The sequence below is a fragment of the Synechococcus sp. RedBA-s genome (assembly GCF_024345495.1).
Lineage (GTDB): Bacteria > Cyanobacteriota > Cyanobacteriia > PCC-6307 > Cyanobiaceae > Regnicoccus_A.
Genome location: NZ_JAGQBF010000007.1, coordinates 40,127 through 59,696, shown reverse-complemented (window position 1 = coordinate 59,696; position 19,570 = coordinate 40,127). Strand labels below are relative to the sequence as shown.

General features: G+C 67.7%; 19 protein-coding genes and 1 pseudogene. 4 read left to right on the top strand and 16 right to left on the bottom strand.

The window, feature by feature from the left end:
* Positions 1-132 precede the first annotated feature (132 nt).
* Positions 133-3,024, top strand: coding sequence for a UPF0182 family protein (locus tag KBY67_RS04130; RefSeq protein WP_255109040.1), 2,892 nt, complete (start codon positions 133-135; stop codon positions 3,022-3,024).
* A gap of 74 nt (positions 3,025-3,098) precedes the next feature.
* Here the strand turns inward: KBY67_RS04130 and fba are convergent, their stop codons facing one another.
* The 15 genes from fba to KBY67_RS04055 form a co-directional block, all read right to left on the bottom strand.
* A complete protein-coding gene (gene fba / locus KBY67_RS04125) occupies positions 3,099-4,172 on the bottom strand; it encodes a class II fructose-bisphosphate aldolase (RefSeq protein ID WP_255109037.1) in 1,074 nt (357 codons plus the stop codon).
* 166 nt (positions 4,173-4,338) lie between these two features.
* On the bottom strand, positions 4,339-5,436 hold the full coding sequence (locus KBY67_RS04120; protein ID WP_255109035.1) for a Gfo/Idh/MocA family protein: 1,098 nt from the start codon (positions 5,434-5,436) through the stop codon (positions 4,339-4,341).
* A gap of 22 nt (positions 5,437-5,458) precedes the next feature.
* A complete protein-coding gene (locus tag KBY67_RS04115) occupies positions 5,459-5,860 on the bottom strand; it encodes a hypothetical protein (RefSeq protein WP_255109033.1) in 402 nt (133 codons plus the stop codon).
* Positions 5,857-6,747, bottom strand: a complete 891-nt coding sequence (gene accD, locus KBY67_RS04110; RefSeq protein WP_255109031.1) for an acetyl-CoA carboxylase, carboxyltransferase subunit beta — start codon at positions 6,745-6,747, stop codon at positions 5,857-5,859. Before accD ends, KBY67_RS04115 begins: the two co-directional genes overlap by 4 nt.
* Before the next feature lie 33 nt (positions 6,748-6,780).
* Positions 6,781-7,623, bottom strand: a complete 843-nt coding sequence (locus tag KBY67_RS04105; protein WP_255109029.1) for an A24 family peptidase — start codon at positions 7,621-7,623, stop codon at positions 6,781-6,783.
* Between the two features lie 32 nt (positions 7,624-7,655).
* A complete protein-coding gene (locus KBY67_RS04100; protein ID WP_255109026.1) occupies positions 7,656-7,958 on the bottom strand; it encodes a hypothetical protein in 303 nt (100 codons plus the stop codon).
* A 112-nt stretch (positions 7,959-8,070) separates the two neighbouring features.
* Positions 8,071-8,973 (bottom strand): phosphoribulokinase, encoded by a 903-nt coding sequence (locus KBY67_RS04095; protein WP_255109024.1) that lies wholly within the window; start codon positions 8,971-8,973, stop codon positions 8,071-8,073.
* An 84-nt stretch (positions 8,974-9,057) separates the two neighbouring features.
* The gene (gene leuB / locus KBY67_RS04090; RefSeq protein WP_255109022.1) at positions 9,058-10,131 is read right to left on the bottom strand and encodes a 3-isopropylmalate dehydrogenase; all 1,074 of its coding nucleotides are present in this window, start codon (positions 10,129-10,131) and stop codon (positions 9,058-9,060) included.
* Between the two features lie 43 nt (positions 10,132-10,174).
* Positions 10,175-11,203 (bottom strand): UDP-3-O-(3-hydroxymyristoyl)glucosamine N-acyltransferase, encoded by a 1,029-nt coding sequence (lpxD, locus tag KBY67_RS04085; protein WP_255109020.1) that lies wholly within the window; start codon positions 11,201-11,203, stop codon positions 10,175-10,177.
* A 57-nt stretch (positions 11,204-11,260) separates the two neighbouring features.
* On the bottom strand, positions 11,261-12,397 hold the full coding sequence (gene proB, locus KBY67_RS04080) for a glutamate 5-kinase (protein ID WP_255109018.1): 1,137 nt from the start codon (positions 12,395-12,397) through the stop codon (positions 11,261-11,263).
* Complete coding sequence (locus KBY67_RS04075) at positions 12,394-12,909, bottom strand: YqeG family HAD IIIA-type phosphatase (RefSeq protein WP_255109015.1); 516 nt, start codon at positions 12,907-12,909, stop codon at positions 12,394-12,396. Before KBY67_RS04075 ends, proB begins: the two co-directional genes overlap by 4 nt.
* Positions 12,906-13,475, bottom strand: a complete 570-nt coding sequence (locus KBY67_RS04070; RefSeq protein ID WP_255109013.1) for a DUF3727 domain-containing protein — start codon at positions 13,473-13,475, stop codon at positions 12,906-12,908. Before KBY67_RS04070 ends, KBY67_RS04075 begins: the two co-directional genes overlap by 4 nt.
* 19 nt (positions 13,476-13,494) lie before the next feature.
* Positions 13,495-13,980 (bottom strand): Holliday junction resolvase RuvX, encoded by a 486-nt coding sequence (gene ruvX / locus KBY67_RS04065; RefSeq protein WP_255109011.1) that lies wholly within the window; start codon positions 13,978-13,980, stop codon positions 13,495-13,497.
* On the bottom strand, positions 13,977-15,053 hold the full coding sequence (locus tag KBY67_RS04060) for a hypothetical protein (RefSeq protein WP_255109009.1): 1,077 nt from the start codon (positions 15,051-15,053) through the stop codon (positions 13,977-13,979). Before KBY67_RS04060 ends, ruvX begins: the two co-directional genes overlap by 4 nt.
* Positions 15,054-15,167: 114 nt before the next feature.
* On the bottom strand, positions 15,168-16,391 hold the full coding sequence (locus KBY67_RS04055) for a F420-0:Gamma-glutamyl ligase (protein ID WP_255109006.1): 1,224 nt from the start codon (positions 16,389-16,391) through the stop codon (positions 15,168-15,170).
* Positions 16,392-16,502: 111 nt separating this feature from the next.
* On the opposite strand from KBY67_RS04055, the gene KBY67_RS04050 reads away from it, so the two are divergent.
* Positions 16,503-17,885, top strand: coding sequence for a PhoH family protein (locus KBY67_RS04050; protein WP_255109003.1), 1,383 nt, complete (start codon positions 16,503-16,505; stop codon positions 17,883-17,885).
* An 18-nt stretch (positions 17,886-17,903) separates the two neighbouring features.
* On the opposite strand, the pseudogene KBY67_RS04045 reads toward KBY67_RS04050, so the two are convergent.
* A pseudogene (locus KBY67_RS04045) lies at positions 17,904-18,554 on the bottom strand (IS1595 family transposase); the annotation flags it as partial.
* 137 nt (positions 18,555-18,691) lie between these two features.
* On the opposite strand from KBY67_RS04045, the gene KBY67_RS14850 reads away from it, so the two are divergent.
* On the top strand, positions 18,692-19,048 hold the full coding sequence (locus tag KBY67_RS14850; protein WP_399213885.1) for a transposase: 357 nt from the start codon (positions 18,692-18,694) through the stop codon (positions 19,046-19,048).
* The gene (locus KBY67_RS14845; protein WP_399213883.1) at positions 19,015-19,266 is read left to right on the top strand and encodes a transposase; all 252 of its coding nucleotides are present in this window, start codon (positions 19,015-19,017) and stop codon (positions 19,264-19,266) included. The genes KBY67_RS14850 and KBY67_RS14845 overlap by 34 nt, the downstream gene beginning before the upstream one ends.
* Positions 19,267-19,570 lie beyond the last annotated feature (304 nt).

Here is a 19,570-nt window from a genome sequence, read left to right as displayed (position 1 = left end):
GGCAAACTAGCAGCGCCGGCAACAACGCTCCATTAAGCCCGACCTACGAGGTCGGGTATCAGAATCAGTTCATGGAAGGCGTCTTCAGGAGCGAAGCGGGCGAGGTGCCCCGCCGCTGTCTAGCCTCATGCCGTGGCCTCCCGTTTCCCGCGCCTGCTGTCGCTGCCTGCGGCCCTGGCAGTGCTGGCGTTCGTCCCCCTGGCGCTGGTACTGATTTCCCGGCTGGGCCTCGAGCTCGACTGGTTCGCCCAGTTCGGCTTCGAATCAGTGCTGAGGCGCCGCTGGTGGCTTCAGATCGGGGCGTTCCTGTTGGTAATGGGACTTGGAGTTCCGCTGCAGTTGCAGCAGCTGCAGCGCTGCTGGCGCCTGCGCAGCGCCAGTGCCACCAAGGCGATGCCGCGCCTGACCTTGCTGCGGCTGGAGCCCCTGCCGATGGTGCTGGTGTTGGCGGGCTTGGAGCTGTCCCTGGCCACCGGACTCACCTACTTGATCGTCCAGGCTTGGGGACTGATCAGTGCCCCCTTCAGTGGCGAGATCTTCAGTGGCTTCCGTGTGCTGGCCGACCTGCCGCTGCCGCTGCTGCTCGCCATGGCCGCCGGACTGCTGCTGCCGCTGCTGACCAAGCCCCTGCCGACCCTGCAGCTGGTGCTGGTGGCTGCCCTGGCCGGATCAGCCACCGCCCTGGCGCGGGGTTGGAGTCTCTGGTTGCCGGCCCTGCTGGCGGTGCCGTTCGGCGAGGGGGATCCGCTCACGGGCTTCGACATCAGCTTCACGGTGCTGCGCCTGCCGGCGCTCCATTTGCTGCTGAGCATTCTTCTGGCCCAGGGGATCGTGGGGTTCGCCGCCTGCCTCTGGCTCACCTTCACCGAAGGATCCAGTCTGAGTGATCTGCGCTTCGTGGGACTGAGCCGTGCCCAGCAGGCAGTGCTCAAGCCCCAGCTTGCGGTCCTCTGCCTGATGGCGGCTTCCAGCTCCGCCCTTGCCCCCTTCGATCTGATGGTGCAGGGCAGCGGCGTGGCTTCCGGCGCCGGTTTCGTCGATCTGCACGTGCGTCTGCCGTTGCGGCTTCTGCTCGCCGCCCTGTTGGTGCTCACCGCCACGGGTCTGCTGGCCTCCGTGCGTCGTCACTGGCTGCGGAGCCTGGTCCTGGTTCCCCTGCTGGCCACGGTGGCGCTGGTGCCGATCACCGAGTTCCTGGTGGCTCCTCTGGTGCAGCGCTTTGTGGTGCAGCCTCGGGAGCTGGTGATGGAGGCGCCCTACATCGAGCGCAGCATCCGTGGCACTCGCCAGGCCTTCGGGCTGGGGGCGATCCAAGAGGGCGTCCTCAATCCAGAGCAGAAGCTCACCGCTGGCGATCTGGAAGCGGCGCCGGGAACCCTGGCCAACACCCGCCTGTGGGACAGCCGCCCCCTGCTGGCCGCCAACAGGCAGCTGCAGCAGTTAAGGCTCTACTACACCTTCCCCTCCGCGGCAGTGGATCGCTATCCACTGCTGGGGGATCCCCTCCGCAGCGGCTCGCAGCAGGTGTTGATCGCGGCACGGGAACTCGACAGCGGCGCCCTGCCGGCAGGCTCGCGCACCTGGCTCAACCGTCATCTCGTCTTCACCCACGGTTTCGGCTTCACCGTTTCGCCGGTGAACGTCTTCGGCCCTGACGGCCTGCCGCTGTTCTTCGTCAAGGATCTCGGCCGCAGCGGCCGGGTGCAGGGCATTCCCAAGCTCGGCATCAGTGATGCTGCGGCGGTGAAGTCCCTGCCGTTGGGGCAACCACGCCTCTACTACGCCTCGGCGCGGGCTCCCTACGTGATCGCTCCCACCCGGGTGCAGGAGTTCGACTTCCCCGACGGGGAGCTGAATGTCTACACCCATTTCACGGGGCGGCTCGGAATCCGGCTCGACAACGCGTGGCAGCGATTCAAGGTTGCGGTTTATCTGATGGAGCCGCGGATGCTGTTCAGCGGTTCGTTCACGCCCGACTCGCTCCTGCTGATCCGCAGGCAGGTGAACGAACGGCTCGAGGCCCTGGCTCCGTTCCTGCACTTCGAGACCGAGCCCTATCTGGTGACGGCGCAGGTAGAGGGCTCGCCTGGCTTCGAGCCCTCCCAGCATCAGTACTGGATGCTCGACGGGTTCACCACCAGTCGCAGCTATCCCTACAGCGATGCCAATGCCAAGGGCATCCGCTATTTCCGCAACCCCGTGAAGGCGGTCGTGGATGCCCACGACGGGCGCCTTTGGCTCTATGTGAACGATCCCACCGATCCGGTACTGCGCACCTGGCAGCGGGCGTTTCCTGAGCTGTTCCGCCCGCTGCAGGAGATGCCGGCCGCCCTGCTCAGCCACATCCGCGTGCCACTCAGCCAGTTCGCGATCCAGTCGGAGCGGCTGCTGCGTTACCACGTCACCGACGTCCGCACTTTCTATAACGGCGATGACGTCTGGTCGATCCCACTCGAGGTCTACGGCTCCAGCAACGTGCCTGTGGCGCCTTATCACGCAACCTTGCAGCTTCCCGGAGAGAAGCGGCCGGAATTTGTCCTGCTGCTGCCGTTCTCGCCCGTGCGCCGCACCAACTTGGTGGGCTGGCTGGCGGCGCGCAATGATCCACCCCACTACGGCGAACTGGTGCTGGTGCGCTTCCCGCAGCAGCGGCTGCTGCTGGGTCCGCAACAGATTTCGGCCCTGATCGAGCAGGATCCGCTGATCAGCTTTCAGTTTGGTCTCTGGAATCGTACGGGCTCCCAGCTGGTTCGCGGCAATCTGCTGGTGCTGCCTGTGGGCAAGGGGCTTCTCTACGTGGAGCCGATCTACCTGCAGTCGAAAAGCAACGATCTGCCCACCCTGGTGAGGGTGGTGGTCACCGACGGCCGTCGGTTCGTGATGGAGCAGGATCTCGCCACGGCACTGGAGAAGCTGGTCTCCGGTCGGGGGAGCTCTGAGGGTGTGCCGGCAGGTGGCATCGGGCTCGGTGTGCCGGGTCCCCTGGGTCTCCCTGGCCTGCCCCCGTTCCCGCCGGCTCCCTGAGCAGGCATGAAAAAAGGGAGCCTGGGGCTCCCTGAACAGACCGAGAAGGGGTCTGGGTTGAGTCGAAGAAAGACTCAGGCGGCGACGGCGGTCTTGGGGTCGAGGGCACCCTTGGCATAGAGGGCAGCGTAATAGTTGATGTTCTGCTGCTTGATCTTGCTGGCCTGGCCGGCGCACCAGAACTGCTGGTAGCGATCGAGGCACACCTTCTTCATGTAGGCCCGGGCCGGCTTGTTGAAGTGGCGGGGGTCGAAGTTGGCTGGATCCTTGAAGGCGGCTTCACGAACGGCGGCGGTGAAGGCCAGACGGTTGTCGGTGTCGATGTTCACCTTGCGCACGCCATTCTTGATGCCGTTCTGAATCTCTTCCACCGGCACGCCATAGGTTTCGGGGATGGAGCCACCGAACTTGTTGATCATGTCGAGCCACTCCTTGGGCACGGAGCTGGAGCCGTGCATCACCAAGTGGGTGTTGGGGATGGCCTTGTGGATCTCGGCGATGCGCGAGATGGCCAGCACTTCGCCGGTGGGCTTGCGGGTGAACTTGTAGGCGCCGTGGCTGGTGCCGATGGCGATCGCCAGGGCATCCACCTTGGTTTTGGCCACGAAGTCGGCCGCTTCGGCGGGATCGGTGAGCAGCTGCTCGCGGGAGAGGGCACCCTCGAAGCCGTGGCCGTCCTCGGCCTCACCCTTGCCGGTCTCCAAGGAGCCCAGGCAACCCAGTTCGCCCTCAACGCTGACGCCGATGGCGTGGGCCACGTCCACCACTTCCTTGGTGACGGCCACGTTGTAGTCGTAGCTGGCCGGGGTCTTGGCGTCCGCCTCCAGCGAGCCATCCATCATCACCGAGGTGAAGCCGTTGGCGGCGGCGCCGAAGCAGGTGGCGGGGCTGTTGCCGTGGTCCTGGTGCATCACCACCGGGATGTCTGGATAGGTTTCGGTGGCAGCAATGATCAGGTGACGCAGGAAGATCTCACCGGCGTACTGACGGGCGCCACGGGAGGCCTGCAGGATCACGGGGCTGTCGGTTTCGTAGGCCGCCTCCATGATCGACTGGACCTGCTCCAGGTTGTTGACGTTGAAGGCCGGGATGCCATAGCCGTTCTCAGCGGCGTGGTCGAGGAGCAGCCGAAGCGGAACGAGGGCCATGGGAAAAACCTCTGGAGGTTGGGATGGGTGATGCGTCTAGGGCCGGCCCCGGGGGGCCGGATCACCGGCGTCGGGACCTTGACGCAGGCTGGCCGCGAGTTTAGTTCATCCCCTGGGATTCGGGTCTCAGCCGCCTGCTTCAACGATCTGCTTCAGCGGTCAGCCCTCAGCGGCGAAGGCTTTGGCGCAGGCCGCTGGCCGCGGATTCGAGCGCCAGGTCGCAGCAGAGCTGGCTGCGCTCCCCTTCGGCCAGGCCCGGCAGCATCGGCCGGCCCTCGCGCACGCTCTCGCTCCACCAGCCCTGCAGCCGCGCCACCGGGGCGATGCGGCCGTCGGCCCAGGTGCGGCCGAAGGCCAGGGCGGGATCGGGCGGCACCAGTTGGGGCGGCTCCCCCGGCCGGGCCAGCCAGAGGTGGAAGCCGTGCACGTAGTCGGTCTGGTTCTCGCTGCCCAGAATCAGGCTGGCCTCGCTGCCGTGGAACTCCAGCCAGCAGCCCCGGCCGGCGCGGGTCACCGAAGAGAGGCTGAGCTGGGCCGGCACCGCCGCCCCTGAGGGGGCCTCCAGCTGCAGCTGCAGCAGGGCCACATCGTCGGCATCGACGGCAGCACAACGATCTGGGCTGCCGGCCAGGGGGCGCTGGGGAATCGCGGTGGAGAGGCTGGCGCTCAGCTGGCGCACTGGACCCAGCAGCCATTCCAGGCTGTCGAAGGCATGGGTGCCGAGGGAACCGAGTACACCGCCCCCCTGGGCGCGCTGCGAGGCCCAGCTGAACGGCCTGCTGGGATCGGCGCGGCTGCTCATCAACCAGTCGAAGCGCACCAGCCAGGGCTCCCCCAGTACCCCCCTGCTGAGCAGCTGCTTGAGCTGCTGGAACACCGGCACCGCCCGGTACTCGAAATCCACCGCCACGCTCAGGCCCCGCTCGATCGCCAGGCGCCTCAGCTCCCGCACCTGGGCCACCTCCAGGGCCACGGGCTTCTCCAGCAGCAGGTGTTTGCCGGCCTCGAGGGCCGCGCGCGCCAGCTCGAAGCGGGGGGCTGGCGGGGTGGCGATCACCACTGCCTCCACCGCCGGTTCGGCCAGCAGCGCCGCGAAATCACTGTGGCCCGGCAGCTCAGCGGAGCGGCAGGCCGCCTCCAACCGATCGGCTCTGGGGTGCCAGAGGGCCACCGGCTCGGTGCCCGGACAGGCCCGCAGGGCGCTCAGGTGCACCTTCTCACCGAAACCGAGGCCGGCCACGGCGACCTGGAGGGGTTGGCTCATGGCAGCTCCGGGGTTCAGCGGATCAACGGGACGACTGCAGCTCGGAGCCGGCTGCGCAGGCCTCATCCAGCACTGCGCTGATCAGGTCGTCTGCGCCGGTGGGCTGCCACTCGGCCTTGAAGCGGGGCAGGCCGTTGACGGAGGTGTCGCGGTAAAGCTCCTGACCGCAGTCGAGCTCCATCACATAGAGCTGGCCGCGATCCTCAGGGGAGACCGGCTGGAAGCGGGTGAGCACCGAGAGTTCACCGCCACGGCTGAGGCGCAGGCTGCCCGTGTCCCACCACTGGCGGCCGGCGGGGCTCTCGGGCACCTCCTGCCAGTTCACCGGGCCGGCGTTGGCGGGGCCGGGACCAGTCGCCAGCACCATCAGCAGCAGCGCTGTCGCCAGCAGAGCGGCCTTCAGCAGCCGGTGCAGGCCGCTCATGCCGCCACCGGGGCCGGCGCCGAGCTGGTGGTGACGCCGTGCAACCGCAGCAGGCTGGCCAGGGTGCTGCGCAGACGGGTGCGCGGCACGATCAGATCCACGAAGCCATGCTCCTGCAGGTACTCGGCGGTCTGGAAGCCCTCGGGGAGCTTCTCGCGCAGGGTCTGCTCGATCACCCGTCGGCCGGCGAAGCCGATCAGAGCCTTGGGCTCTGCGAGAATCAGGTCTCCCAGCATGGCGAAGCTGGCCGTCACCCCGCCGGTGGTGGGGTGGGTGAGCAGGGGGATGTAGAGCAGCTCCTGCTGGCGGTGGCGCTGCAGGGCACCGGAGATCTTGGCCATCTGCATCAGGCTGAGCATCCCCTCCTGCATGCGGGCGCCGCCGGAGGCGCAGACGATCACCAGGGGCTGGCGCCGCTCGGTGGCCTGCTCGATCAGCCGTGTGAGCTTCTCGCCCACCACCGAGCCCATCGAGCCGCCCATGAAGCGGAAATCCATCACCCCCAGGGAGAGGGGCAGGCCCTCGAGGCGGCAGTGGCCGGTGACCACCGCATCGCGCAGGCCAGTGGCCTCCTGGGTGTCGCGCAGGCGGTCGGCGTAGCTGCGGCGATCCTTGAAGGCGAGAGGATCGGTGGGGGACAGCTCGGTGTCGATGGCGCTGAAGCTGCCCTCATCGGCGATCACCCGGATGCGGGCGTCACTGTCGATGCGGTGGTGGTAGAAGCAGCCGCTGCAGACGCTGGCGTTGGCGATCAGATCCTTGCGGTACACCACAAGCCCGCACTCGGGGCATTTGCTCCAGAGCCCGTCGCCGTCTTCGACCTCCTGGGTGGCGCGTACGACCGGATTGGCCTTGCGGCGATCGGCGAACCAGTCGAACAGGGACACGGGATGGGACCTGGCAACGGATCGATGACTCCATTAAAGGCCGGCGCCCCACCGGCTCCACTGCTGCAGCCACCAGCTCTCCCCCACCAGCCAGACCGCCACGCCACCAAGGGCGAGGAAGGGCCCGAAGGGAAAGGGTTCGGCTGGCCCCAGCCGTCCGCTCAGCCGCCCCGCACTGCCCACAGCCGCTCCGCTGAACACCGCCAGGGCCACCGCCAGGCCCAGGCCCGTCAGCCCCAGCCAGGCCCCCAGCAGGGCGGTGAGTTTGGCGTCGCCCAGCCCCAAGGCCGGCCGGCCCATCAGCCGTTCGGCCAGGGCACTGAGGCCTTCGAAAGCCAGCAGCCCCAGAACGGCGGCGAGCAGATGGTTGAAGATCAGTGCCCGCGCCACCTCCCCCGACTGGCTGAGGCCGGCGGCAAGGGTGACGGCCAGGCCCAGCAGGAGGCCCCAGCGGCAGAGGGGCTCCGGCAGCCAGAGGTGGTCGCAGTCGATCAGCACCAGGGGCAGCAGCCAGCTGACCAGCAGCCAGCCGGCGCCGATCTGCAGCCAGCCGGGCGAGCTGGCCATGGCGGTGGGGCTGGCCTGAAGCACAGCCACCCATAGCCCGGCGCAGAGCAGTTCCACCAGGGGGTAGCGGGGGGAGATCGGACCGCGGCAGCGTCCACAGCGGCCGCGCAGCAGCAGCCAGCCCAGCACCGGCAGATTCTGCTGCCAGGCCAGGGTCACTCCGCAGCGGGGACAGTGGCTGGCGGGCAGCACGATCGACTCCCGCCGCGGCAGCCTCCAGGCCACCACGTTGAGAAAGCTGCCGACGCAGGCTCCCAGCAGGGCCGCCAGCAGGGAGATCAGGATCTGGGTGGCTGTGTCGGGCTCCACAGGCTTGGCCTCAGGGCGTGGGGGGTGTTCGCTCAGCCCCGCTGGGGACCGCGGATTGTGCGTCCTCCTCGGCCAGCGCTGCGGCCACGGATCAGCTCCAGGGGCACGAACTGCTCATCGGGCAGGAGCACGGGTGCCTCAAACACCACCCGACCCTGGCCGCCGCTGCCATTCTCGAGCACGATTCCGATCGGCTCAGCCCCCCCGGGGCACTGTTCCACGTAGTGGAAGTAGACGCGGCGCGCCTGCTTGAGGACCACACCACTGTTGATCTGATCCCAGCGCACTGGCGGATTGCCGGGATTGGAGGCGCCGCGGATCTCGAAGGAGGGCATGGGCGCCCTTCCAGAACCGGTGGAAGCCGCCGGCGGTGTGGGGTCGAATGATGGAGGTGTGGCGAAGGTAATCGGCCTCACCCATTTCGATCGGCCCCAACAGCCTAATCGCTCAGGACAGGGTCTTCTTATCCTCGATCATGCGGTGAATGATCGGGGTGAGGATCAGCTCCATGGCGAAGCCCATCTTGCCGCCGTTGACGACGATGCTCGTGGGGCTCGACATGAAGGAGCCGTTGATCATCCGCAGCAGATAGGAGAAATCGATCCCCCATTTCTCCCGGGCGCCCTTGCGGAAGTGAATGATGACGAAGCTCTCGTCAGGGCTGGGGATGTTGCGGCAGATGAACGGGTTGGAGGTGTCCACCGTGGGCACCCGCTGGAAGTTGATGTCGGTGAGGCTGAACTGGGGGCAGATGTGGTTGATGTAGTCGGGCATGCGCCGCAGGATCGTGTCCACGATCGTCTCGGCCGAGTAGCCGCGTTCGGCGTTGTCGCGGCTGATTTTCTGGATCCACTCCAGGTTGGCGATCGGCACCACACCGATCAGCAGATCCACCAGCGAGGCCACGTCATAGCCGTCGCCCACCACACCGCCGTGCAGGCCTTCGTAGAAGAGCAGGTCGGTCTCTGAGGGAATGGGCTCCCAGGGGGTGAACTGACCGGGCTCCAGCTGGGTGCCGAGGCGGGCATTGTGCTCAGCGGCCTCCTCCACGGAATGGAGGTAGTAGCGCTTCTGGCCGCCACCGGTTTCGCCGTACGACTGAAACTGCTCGGCCAGCTTGTCGAACAGATTGGCTTCGGGGCCGAAGTGGGAGAAGTTGACCCCGCCGGCCTGCGCCTGGGCCATCTGCTCCTTCATCGGGCCGCGCTCGAAGCGGTGGAAGCTGTCCCCTTCGACCACCGCCGGCACGATTCCTTCCCGCTGGAAGATGTGCTCGAAGGCACGCTTGACGGTGCTGGTCCCTGCGCCAGAGGAACCGGTGACCGCTACAACCGGATGACGCTTGGACATCAGCGCAGGGGGAGAAAGGGCGGAACCGAGTTTGGCAGGTCATCGGTCCAGGGTCCTTGCCCCTCAGCGCTGCAGCCGCTCCGCTCAGAGTTCCGCCAGCAGTTTCTCGCCCATGGCCGCGCAGCCCAGCCGGCTGCAGCCCTCCGCCATCAGATCCCCTGTGCGGTAGCCCGCCGTGAGTACCCGGTCCACGGCCGCCTCCAGCTCCCTGGCGGCCGCCTCCTGCTTCAGCCCCACCCGCAGCATCATTGCGGCCGAGAGCACCATCGCCATCGGATTGGCCAGGTCGGCCCCGGCGATGTCGGGGGCGGAGCCATGCACCGGCTCGAACAGCCCCGGGCCAGCGGAGCCCAGCGAAGCGGAGGGCAGCATGCCGATCGAGCCGGTGAGCATCGCCGCCTCGTCACTGAGGATGTCCCCGAAGAGGTTGCCGGTGAGCAGCACATCGAACTGGCGGGGTGCGCGCACCAGCTGCATCGCCGCGTTGTCGACGTAGAGGTGGCTGAGCTCCACCTGGGGAAATTCTCTGGCGATCAGTTCAACCCGGTCGCGCCAGAGCTGGCTGACATCGAGCACGTTGGCCTTGTCGACGCTGCAGAGCCTGCCGCTCCGCTCGCTCGCCAGCTGAAACGCCACCCGGGCAATGCGGTCGATCTCGTCGTCGGCGTAGACCATCGTGTTGAAGGCCCGCACCCGGCCTTCCGCCTCCACCCGCCCCTTGGGGGTGCCGAAGTAGATGCCGCCGGTGAGCTCGCGCACCACCAGCAGATCCACGCCCGTGATCACCTCCGGCCGCAGGGTGCTGGCGTCGATCAGGGCCGGAATGATCTTCACCGGCCGCAGGTTGGCGAACAGGCCCAGACCCGAGCGCAGACCCAGCAGGCCGGTTTCGGGCCGCTGCTCCCGCGGCAGGGCATCGAAGCGGGGGCTGCCGATCGCCGCCAGCAGCACGGCGTCGGCGCCGCGGCAGGCCGCCAGGGTGCTCTCCGGCAGGGGCACACCGCTGCGGTCGATGGCGGCGCCACCGATGGGCTGCTCGTCGTAGTCGAGGCTGAAGTGGTGGCGGGCGCTCACCGCATCGAGCAGGCGCCGCGCCACGGCCGTGATCTCCGGTCCGATGCCGTCGCCGGGGAGCAGGGTGATGCGGTAGCTGGTCATTGGCTGCAGGCCCGCGGAGGTGGAGAAGGCGCTGGGCGCGAGGCTACTTCTGCAGCTGGCGCAGGGCCTTGGCCATCTCCGGCAGTTTGTTGAACGCGGCGGAGCAGCGCAGCCACAGGCGGTTGGGGATGGCCGGGTAGCCGCTCACCACCTCGCCGGCGGCCACCTCGCCGTGGATCCCTGACTTGGAGGAGGCGATGGCGCGATCGCCGATCCTGGCCCGGTTGGCCACGCCCACCTGGCCCGCCAGGATCACGCCATCGCCGAGGATGGCGCCGCCGGCGATGCCCACCTGGGAGGCCAGGGCGCAGCCGCGGCCAGTGACCACCCCATGGCCGATCTGGACCAGGTTGTCGATCTTGGTGCCGGCGCCGATGCGGGTTTCCCCCACCGAGGGGCGATCGATGGTGGTGCCGCAGCCCACTTCCACCCCCTCCTCAAGCACCACCAGGCCGGTCTGGGGCATTTTTCTCCAGCCGTTGGCGGTGGGCACGAAGCCGAAACCCTCCGAGCCCACCACTGCCGTGGAGTGGATCACACAGCCACGGGCCAGGCGGCTGCCGGGGTGAAGCACCGCGTTGGAGTGGATCTCGCAGTCCTCGCCCAGCTGCACGTCGCCGTAGAGGACGGCACCGGCGTGGAGGGTGCAGCCCGCGCCGATCACGCAACCTTCCCCCACCACCACATGGGGGCCGATGTGTACCTCCTGGCCCAGGCTGGCGCCCGGATCGATCACGGCGCTGGGGTGGAGGCCCGGCGGCAGGCGGCGGGGGGGATGAAGGGCTTCGAGGGCCTCGGCGAAGGCCAGACGTGGGTTTTTGAGGGCCACCCAGGCGATGCCCCGGCCGCTGGCGAGCTCCTGCAGGGCGGCATCGGGCGGCAGCAGCAGCGCGCCGGCTGTGCAGCTGGTCAGAGCCGCCGCCAGGCTGTGGCCGGGCTCGAGAAAGGCCAGCTCCGCCGCCCCGGCCTGGTCGACGGCCGCCGCTGTGCTCAGTTCGGGATCAGCGGCCAGGTCTCTGGGGCTGGCCTCGCTCAGCTCGCTCAGGTGGGTGAGCAAGGTGCTGAAGCGCATTCCAGGGGTCGCGGACCGACGGCCGGATCGTAGGGCGGCCCCTGAGCCCCGGGCTCCTCAGCCCCGGGCCACCGCGGCGGTGAGCACCAGGTGGTCGCGGTGGACCACCGCATCGCCGGCGCCGTGCTCCAGGATGGTCTCGGCCGCCTCGCTGCTCAGCCCCAGCACCTGGGCCACCTCGGCACTGCTGAGGGCACAGAGGCCGCGGCCGATCTCCTGCCCCTCCAGCGACAGCAGGCGCACGGCATCCCGCCGCTCGAACTCGCCCTTGACGGCGCGGATGCCCACCGCCAGCAGGGAGGCGCCCCGCTCGATCAGGGCCCGCTCGGCGCCGGGGTCGATCAGCAGCTCCCCCTTGGGCAGCAGGGCATGGGCCAGCCAGCCCTTGCGATCGGGCAGGGGGCTGGGGCTGGGACGGAAGAGGGTGCCGAGGCTTTCGCCGGCCAGCAGGGCTTCAAGCACCGCTGGATCACGGCCATCGGCCAGCCGCACGGCAATGCCACTGGAGGTGGCGATGCGGGCCGCGGCCAGCTTGGTGGTCATGCCGCCAGTGCCCCAGCGGCCACCGCCCTGGGCCACGCCGCTGAGGCTCTCCAGCTCCAGCAGATCGCGCACCACCTCGATCGGCCGGGCACTGGCATCGCTGCGGGGATCGCCCGAATAGAGCCGATCCACATCGGTGAGCAGCACCAGCTCATCGGCGCCGATCGCCACCGCCACAAGGGCCGAGAGGGTGTCGTTGTCGCCGAAGCGCAGTTCATCGGTGGCGAGGGTGTCGTTCTCGTTGACCACGGGCACCACGCCCCAGCTCAGCAGCTGCTCGAGGGTGCGGCAGGCGTTCTGGTAGCGGCGGCGGGAGGCCAGGTCGCCGCGGGTGAGCAGCACCTGGGCCACGGTGGTGCCGTGCTCGGCGAAGGCGGTTTCGTAGAGGCGCATCAGCCGTCCCTGGCCCACGGCCGCGGCGGCCTGCAGGGCCACCACCTCCTCAGGGCGCTGCTGGAAGCCGAGGGCATGGCAGCCCAGACCCACGGCACCGCTGGTGACCAGGGCGATGGCCTCCCCCAGCAGGCGCCGCCGGCTGAGGCTGGCGGCCAGGCCGGCGATCACCGCTTCGGTGTCGCGCTGGCCCGTGCCGCGCAGCAGGCTGGTGCCCACCTTGATCACGCGGCGCTTGGGAGCGTCCCGTGCTGTCATCGGCTCCACTCGGTGCCCACCAGCCGCGCCAGCCGCATCTCCAGGCGCTGCAGGCGATCCTGCGGGCAGGGCCGACCCTCCGGGCCCAGGGGTTTCACCAGGACGGTGAACAGGCCGAGGCGGTTGCCCACCAGCACGTCGGTGAAGAGACGATCACCGGCCAGGGCCACCTGCTCGGGCGGAAGATCCAGATCTGCCAGCACCCTGCGCAGGGCGCTGCGGCGGGGTTTGGCCGCCGAGGTGGTGAAGGGCAGCTCCAGGCGCTCGGCCACCGCGCCGATGCGCCGCCTGGAGGGATTGTTGCTGAACAGATGCAGCCGCATCCGTTGCTTGGCCTGGCGCAACCAGGCCTCCATCAGCGGCGGCATCTCGGCCTGGCGCAGGGGCAGCAGCGTGCGGTCCACATCCAGCACCAGGGCGCGGATGCCGCGATCCAGCAGCCGCTCCAGGGGCATCTGGGCCAGGGTGGTGCTCAGCACCCAGTCGGGGCGCAACAGCTGGTGGAGCTTCACCCAACGCGCTCCCGGTCATCGAGCTCGGCCTCGATGCGCGGCTGCACCCGCTCGAATTCCTCCCCTTCCACCAGCACCGCCTCGCTGTTCTCCATGCGGGCCACCACGAAGAAGGGATCAAGGGGGATGTAGAGGCCGTATTCCTGGTCTTCGGCGCGGAACTGGATCAACATCTCGTAGAGGTCGGTCTCGTCGTCGCCATCGCCATCGCCCTGGAGGTCGTCGTCGAGGTCGTCGGGGTCGGGTTCCTCCAACTCCCCGCTCACGGTGAGGGTCACCGCCGAGCGCACCAGGGTGAGGTCGTGCTCCTGCAGCACCACATCGGCCACGGTCAGGATTGATTCGGCGGCATCCACCTCCTCGACCACCTCGTCCTCCTCGTCGTCGCCCTCGGCGATGCGCACCAGGCACACCGGGGTGTCCACCGGGGTGAGCAGGGCGTAGTCGTGGCCATCCAGCGGAATCAGTTGCTCGAGAAAACAGAGCAGCTGGCGGTTCTGGCCATCACGAACAAGCACCGTGGGCACGTCACCGGATCCACTGATCGACGGTCCTTCGGCACTCATGGGGAATCAGCGGGTCCCATCAGAATGTCTCAGCGCCTGCCGGCTGGTCGAGTTTCGGTGTCGCTGGGCTGACCGGAAGGGCTTCGGGCCCCTGGCGCAGCCACTGCTCCAGCAGCAGGGCCGCGGCGGCGCTGTCGAGCTGGCCGCTGCGATCTCCATGCAGTCCATGGCGCTCGCCCGCTTCCCAGCTGCTGCCGTGTTCATCCACCCAGGCCAGGGGCAGCTCCAGGGCCAGGGCCAGACGCTGGCCGTAGCGGCGGCAGTGGCTGGCCTGGGCGGTGGGCTGCTGGCTGGCATCAAGGGGCAGCCCCACCACCAGCGCCTGCACGCGCCGCTGGGCCACCAGGGGGCGCAGGCGCTGGAGATCGTCGCTGAAGGCCCCCCGGGCCAGGGGGGGCAGTGGCGTGATGGTCAGACCGAGCGGGTCACAGCCGGCCAGACCGATCCTGCGGCGGCCCACATCGACGGCCAGCACGGAGCGGGGCGGCGGTGGCTGGCGGATCAACGGCCGCTGCCCAGGGCCTGGTGGGGCTGGGCCCCGTGGTGGGCGGCCACGCCCCGCTGTAGCGGGGTGGGTACGGGGCGCCGGCGGGGCTTGAAGGGGTCGAGCACGGTGTCGAGCCGCCAGGACTGGCGGCTGAGCTGGCGCGCCTCTTGGCGCCGCCAGACGCTGCGGGCCATCAGCAGCTCCTCCCCCTCCGCCACCGCTCCGAGCTCACTGAGCCAGTGTTCGCGATCTTGGTCGTCGCTGTCGCTGCGCAGGCGCAGGGGCGAGAGTCCGCCCGCCTGCTGCAGCGCAAGCCGCGCCAGCGCGGGGCCATGTAGGTGGGACCAACCGGGGTGCAGGCTCACCTCCAGCTCCGCTGGACCGAGGCGGAGGTTTTTCAGCCGCCGCACCGCCGCCACGGCCTGCTGGCGGCTGGTGTCGACCCAGAGCAGGCCTCGGCCTTCGCTCTGATCGAGCACGTCCTCGATGCGGCGATCCAGCAACTGGCGCAACTGGGCCGGGCAGGTGGCCTGCTCCAGGTGCCAGAGCAGGGGGGCGCTGCGGTGGTTGAGGGGCCGCAACTGCAGCTCGTCGCTGGGAGGCACGGCTGCCGGCGGGCTGGCGCCGGCGGGATCCGGTTCCCAGTACCAGAGGGTCTCCTGGAGCAGGGGCTGGAACCCCTGCTCCCGCAGCAGGGCCAGGCGGTCCTGGTGACCCGCGGCCACCCTGGTGATCCAGCTGGAAGCCCCCGGACAGCAGTGCAGGGCCTCGCGCAGCAGGGCCCCTTCCACCTGCCTGGAGCTGGGGGAACCCGGTTCACTCAGGGCGCCGCGGCAGAGCCGCAACTCCTCCACTCCCCAGCAACTGCCGCTGCGGTTGAGTCGCCGCATCACGCAGAGGCCCAGCAGACCAACGCCGCCGCTGTGGGCCACCAGCACTTCAGGCGCCAGGGGCGGACGGCGCACCAGCCGGCTCAGCAGCCGCTCCGGGGTCTGCAGCAACAGGGCCTTCTGCAGCAGGGGCTGCAGATCCAGCACGGCGGCATCCTGCAGATGCGGCAACATCCAACCCTGCAGGGGGTCGACCTGCACGTCCCCTGGGCCGGTGAGTGAATCACCTCCCGGAGAACGGGTTGGGGTTGGGTGACGCACGGAAGAACCGCTGATGATCAACTTTATCGGGGCGAGACAAGGACGCCTGGGCGTTCAGGCGGGTCGCACCAGCACAAGGGGTGTGCGTTCGTTGGCGTTGCCGGCGGGGTTGGGCCGCAGGGCACGCATCAGCAGGTCCTCGTCGCAGCCGGCGCTGGAGGCCAGCACCTTGACCCGCCCGAGATCGTTCACATCCACCACCGCCACCGGCACCCCCAGGGCCTGGGCCAGCTCCTGGCAGCTGCGTTCGGGCTGATCGGGGCCGAGCACGATCGTCTGGTCGTAGGGGGGGGTGGTGCCGGTGATGTCATCGATCAGGCGGGCCTGGTCTCCGGCGAGGCGGTAGAAGCCGCCCTTGCTGCCCACCAGTTTCATCAGGCTGCCGGCCAGCCAGGCGCAGAGCACCCGCGCCGGCCCGACGGCGTCGATCAGGGTCTGGAGGCCACAGGCCGTGGCCAGGCTGCTGGTGGGATGAAACACGCGGCAGAGCAGGCGGGCCAGGCAGGAGGGCTGAACCATCGAGGGGTGCTGGTAGCGGCCCTGGATCACCGCCAGGGGCGTTTCACCGATGGTGAGAATGTCACCGGGACGCAGCACCGGCCCGGCATAGCGGCTGAGCACCTCGGCGGGATCATCCAGCACCCCCAGCAGGTGGGTGGGCACCGGCAGCACCCGGCAGCGATCGCCTTCGCGCCAGACGGCGGTGGCCGGATCCAGCGGTGCAGGATGGCGCACCGGCACCAAGAAGCCCTCGCGGCGCTCCAGCCGTCCGAAGGGCCCGTAGTTGATCCAGATCACCTCCAGCCAGAGGGTGTCCAGCAGCTCCTGCAGCTGGGTGTGACGCTCCTCGGGGCTCGGACCATGGGCTCCTGTGCCCGGCAGATTGACGTGCACCGTGGCCCTGAACTGGGTGCTCTTGTGCCCCTTGACGATGTAAGCCGCCCAGTAGCCATCGGGCCGAGAGGGTTCGTCGGGGTGGTCGGCCACAACCGTTGCGCTCACCTGCAGGCGGGAGAGGTCCTGGCGACCCAGCACGGTGGGGCGCAGCTGCAGCTCGGGCACCATCACCTCCATGCGGCCATGGGGGTTGGCAATGCGGAAGCTGCCCTCCAGCGTGACCGCGCCCTTGTTGTTCCAGCGGGTGGTCCAGGGGCCGGAGCTCAGGCGCAAGGGCGAGGCCGGCCTGAGGCGGTGGCGCAGTTCCAGCCAGAGCAGGGTGAGGCCGAAGAGCAGCGCCAGCAAGAGCAGGGCGCAGAGCAATGGAGGCAGGGACGGCAAGGGGCAGGGGCGCCGGGTCTGCGGGAGCGTAGATCGTGTCTGGTGCCAGGCGCTGGTGGGGTGGACACCGCTGCGGCCTAGGTTCAACTTCTGGCCATTGCGGCGCGGGTGATGAAGAAGACCTTCGTTCTCGATACGAACGTGCTGCTGCACGATCCCCTGGCGATCACCCGCTTCGAAGACAACACGGTGGTGATCCCGATCGAGGTGGTCGAGGAGATCGACCGTTTCAAGCGTGATTCCTCCGAGAGGGGCCGCAATGCCCGCCAGACCTCCCGCCTGCTCGATGAGCTTCGCGGCAAGGGCAATCTCTCCGAGGGGGTGGAGATCAATGCGGAGCACCACGGCCTGCTCAAGGTGGTGTTCTGCCGCAACGAAACCCTCGCCCAGCTGCCGCCGGAGCTGAAATCCGGCAATGGCGACAACAACATCCTGGCGGTGGCGCTGGAGCAGCGCCTCCAGGACGTGATGGGCAACCACCCCCCCGTGGTGCTGGTGACCAAGGACACCAACCTGCGCATCAAGGCCGATGCGGTGGGCCTGATCGCCCAGGACTACAGCACCGACAAGGTGGCGATCGCCGACCTCTACCCGGGCTTCTGCGAGTGGGTGGTCACGGCGGCGCAGATCGATCAGCTGCACCACCAGGGATCCCTCGACCTCGATGAGCTGCCGCCGCGACTGCCGCCCCAGCCGCCGCTCCTGGCCAACGAAGGGGTGACCCTGGTGGATGCCAGCCAACCCCAGCACACCCTGCTGGCGCGGGCGGATGGCACCGCCAGGGGACTGCGGCCCCTGCAGAAGGCGAGCCGGATCAAGCTCGGCCGCGTCAGCTCCCGCAACCGGGAGCAGACTTTCGCCCTGGATCTGCTGCTGGATCCGGCCATCAGCCTGGTGACCCTGGTGGGCAAGGCCGGCACCGGCAAGACCCTGCTGGCCCTAGCCGCGGGGCTGCATCAGGTGGCCGACGATCACCTCTACGACCGCCTGCTGGTGACCCGGCCGGTGATTCCCCTGGGCAAGGACATCGGCTTCCTGCCCGGTGATCTGGGCGAGAAGATGGGCCCCTGGATGCAGCCGATCATCGACAATCTCGACTACCTGCTCGGTGGCGAGGATGCGTCCCAGGGCAGCATGCGCACCAGCCGTGCTCCCCGCAGCAACTGGTCTGACCTCAAGGGCATGGGCCTGCTGGAGGTGGAGGCGATCACCTACATCCGTGGCCGCTCGATCCCACGCCAGTACATGGTGGTGGATGAGGCCCAGAACCTCACGCCCCATGAGGTGAAAACGATCGTGACCCGCGTGGGAGAGGGCACCAAGATCGTCTTCACCGGCGATCCGTATCAGATCGACAACCCCTACGTGGATGCCGACAGCAACGGCCTCACCTGGCTGGTGGAGCGTTTCAAGGGGCAACGGCTGGCGGGCCACGTCACCCTGCTCAAAGGGGAGCGCTCCCCCCTGGCGGAGCTGGCGGCCAATCTGCTCTGAGTGCTTCAACCCTCTTGATTAGCTAGCTAGCTCCGCACTGTTCAGGACGCGTTCCGGCCGTGCGTCGCAGCTGCAGATGGCATGAACCACACGCTCGGTCATCGCTGCCAAGTTGAAGCGCCGGTTGAAGCGGTAATTGAAGGCACCCAGGTAGCGATCAGCGTACTTATCGAATTTCAGGGCATGGGAGGTGCCACTGAAGCTGGATTTCAAGTTGCTCAGCACCGTGTTGATCCAACGGAATTCTGGCAGTTCATTGGGATGGCGCCCTTTCACCACCACAGCTTGATGCAGGCAACCGACTTCTGTCACGGCGCGGAAGCAGGCCAGCCCATCGGAGATCACCTCACATCCTATCGACAGTGAATCCTGTGCCCAATCAGCGATGGCGGCAAAGGAGAACGTGGCCACGGTGGCAAGCTTCATGGGCCTGGGGTGGCCCGCATCATCGAGAGAGACGGCCGCGACGATCGGCACCTTGTTCTCTGATCCACGACCAGGCTTGCCACCACACCGTTTTCCGCCAAGGCAGGCAGCATCCACCTGTACCTTTCCCCGCAGGACATAGGCCCCATCCCGCTCCTTCATCGCCTGCATGATCTTGTTGTGAACCAGCCATGCCGTGCGGTAGTTCACGCCGAGATGGCGCCTCAGAGCGAGTGGAGAGAGGTAGATGAACTTGGGCAGCGACAGGTCGGCCTGGAACTGAATCCGACTCATGGCCATGGCAGGCACTTATGGTACATCTGTACCAGCTTATGCGACAAAGCCGGCTGACGGAGCTTGCTACCTAATCAAGTCTGATTGTGCCCGCAGGCGCAATCAACCAGCAGAGCAGAGAGTGGCGCGAGAAGAAGGGAAAGGTTCTCTTCTGGGCCAACAATCTGGCGAGGGTCTTCCGCGCCAAATGCTTTGAGGCCCTACGACTGGCGGGTTTACGCTGCGATGAACAGCTCCCGAATGAATGGGTGGTGGACTGCACGGATGTCGGCCACGGAGAACAAGCCCTCGTTTATCTGGGTCGCTATCTCTATCGGGGCGTTCTAACAGAGAAGGATAGTATTGCTGACAGCGCTGGGAGGTCAGCTTCCGCTACAAGGACAACCGGGGCCAAGAGCGGATCCGCACGTTGCCAGGTGCCGAGTTTCTCTGGCGACTGCTGAGGCACGTGCTGCCACGGCGGTTTCGGCGCGTGCGGGATTATGCCCTTCTGCATGCGAACTGCAAGCGGCTGGTTCAGCTGTTGCAGCTTGTGCTCAGGGTTCCTATACCGTCGCAACGACTCACCCTGCAACGATCACCGGTTCTCTGTCAGTCTTGCGGGAAAGCGATGAGACTGATCGCCGGGATGATCCGAATCACTGACCATCAGTTGTGTTGAGCTGAAGTCATTGTGGTGATCATAGTCATGGTTTTATAGCCAGAAGGCGTCCGCATGCGGCGCAAAGTCCGAGGGACCGACTCGGCCATCGCCCGTCTGCTCCTCTACGAAGTGGGCGTTTAACAGCGCACTTGGTAGGGGGGCAGTCTTACTGAGGAGTTTTGAGATCGAAGCTACGCGTTCAAGTCTAGTGCCATTAATAATGTAGGTAGATTCCGGAGGCTTGGAACTGCAAGCGGCCATCGTGCAGAGGAGTAACAGAGCGAATACCCGCATACGTGTCTCATAAGAGTGCTCTAACAAC

What these genes read in the sequence shown, in the direction of transcription:
- lpxD (WP_255109020.1), bottom strand. Translation starts at nt 11,203, where the DNA reads ATGCGCTTCAGCACCTTGCTCACCCACCTGAGCGAGCTGAGCGAGGCC.
- KBY67_RS04070 (WP_255109013.1), bottom strand. Translation starts at nt 13,475, where the DNA reads ATGAGTGCCGAAGGACCGTCGATCAGTGGATCCGGTGACGTGCCCACG.
- KBY67_RS04120 (WP_255109035.1), bottom strand. Translation starts at nt 5,436, where the DNA reads ATGAGCCAACCCCTCCAGGTCGCCGTGGCCGGCCTCGGTTTCGGTGAG.
- KBY67_RS04050 (WP_255109003.1), top strand. Translation starts at nt 16,503, where the DNA reads ATGAAGAAGACCTTCGTTCTCGATACGAACGTGCTGCTGCACGATCCC.
- KBY67_RS04115 (WP_255109033.1), bottom strand. Translation starts at nt 5,860, where the DNA reads ATGAGCGGCCTGCACCGGCTGCTGAAGGCCGCTCTGCTGGCGACAGCG.
- leuB (WP_255109022.1), bottom strand. Translation starts at nt 10,131, where the DNA reads ATGACCAGCTACCGCATCACCCTGCTCCCCGGCGACGGCATCGGACCG.
- KBY67_RS04100 (WP_255109026.1), bottom strand. Translation starts at nt 7,958, where the DNA reads ATGCCCTCCTTCGAGATCCGCGGCGCCTCCAATCCCGGCAATCCGCCA.
- proB (WP_255109018.1), bottom strand. Translation starts at nt 12,397, where the DNA reads ATGACAGCACGGGACGCTCCCAAGCGCCGCGTGATCAAGGTGGGCACC.
- fba (WP_255109037.1), bottom strand. Translation starts at nt 4,172, where the DNA reads ATGGCCCTCGTTCCGCTTCGGCTGCTCCTCGACCACGCCGCTGAGAAC.
- KBY67_RS04095 (WP_255109024.1), bottom strand. Translation starts at nt 8,973, where the DNA reads ATGTCCAAGCGTCATCCGGTTGTAGCGGTCACCGGTTCCTCTGGCGCA.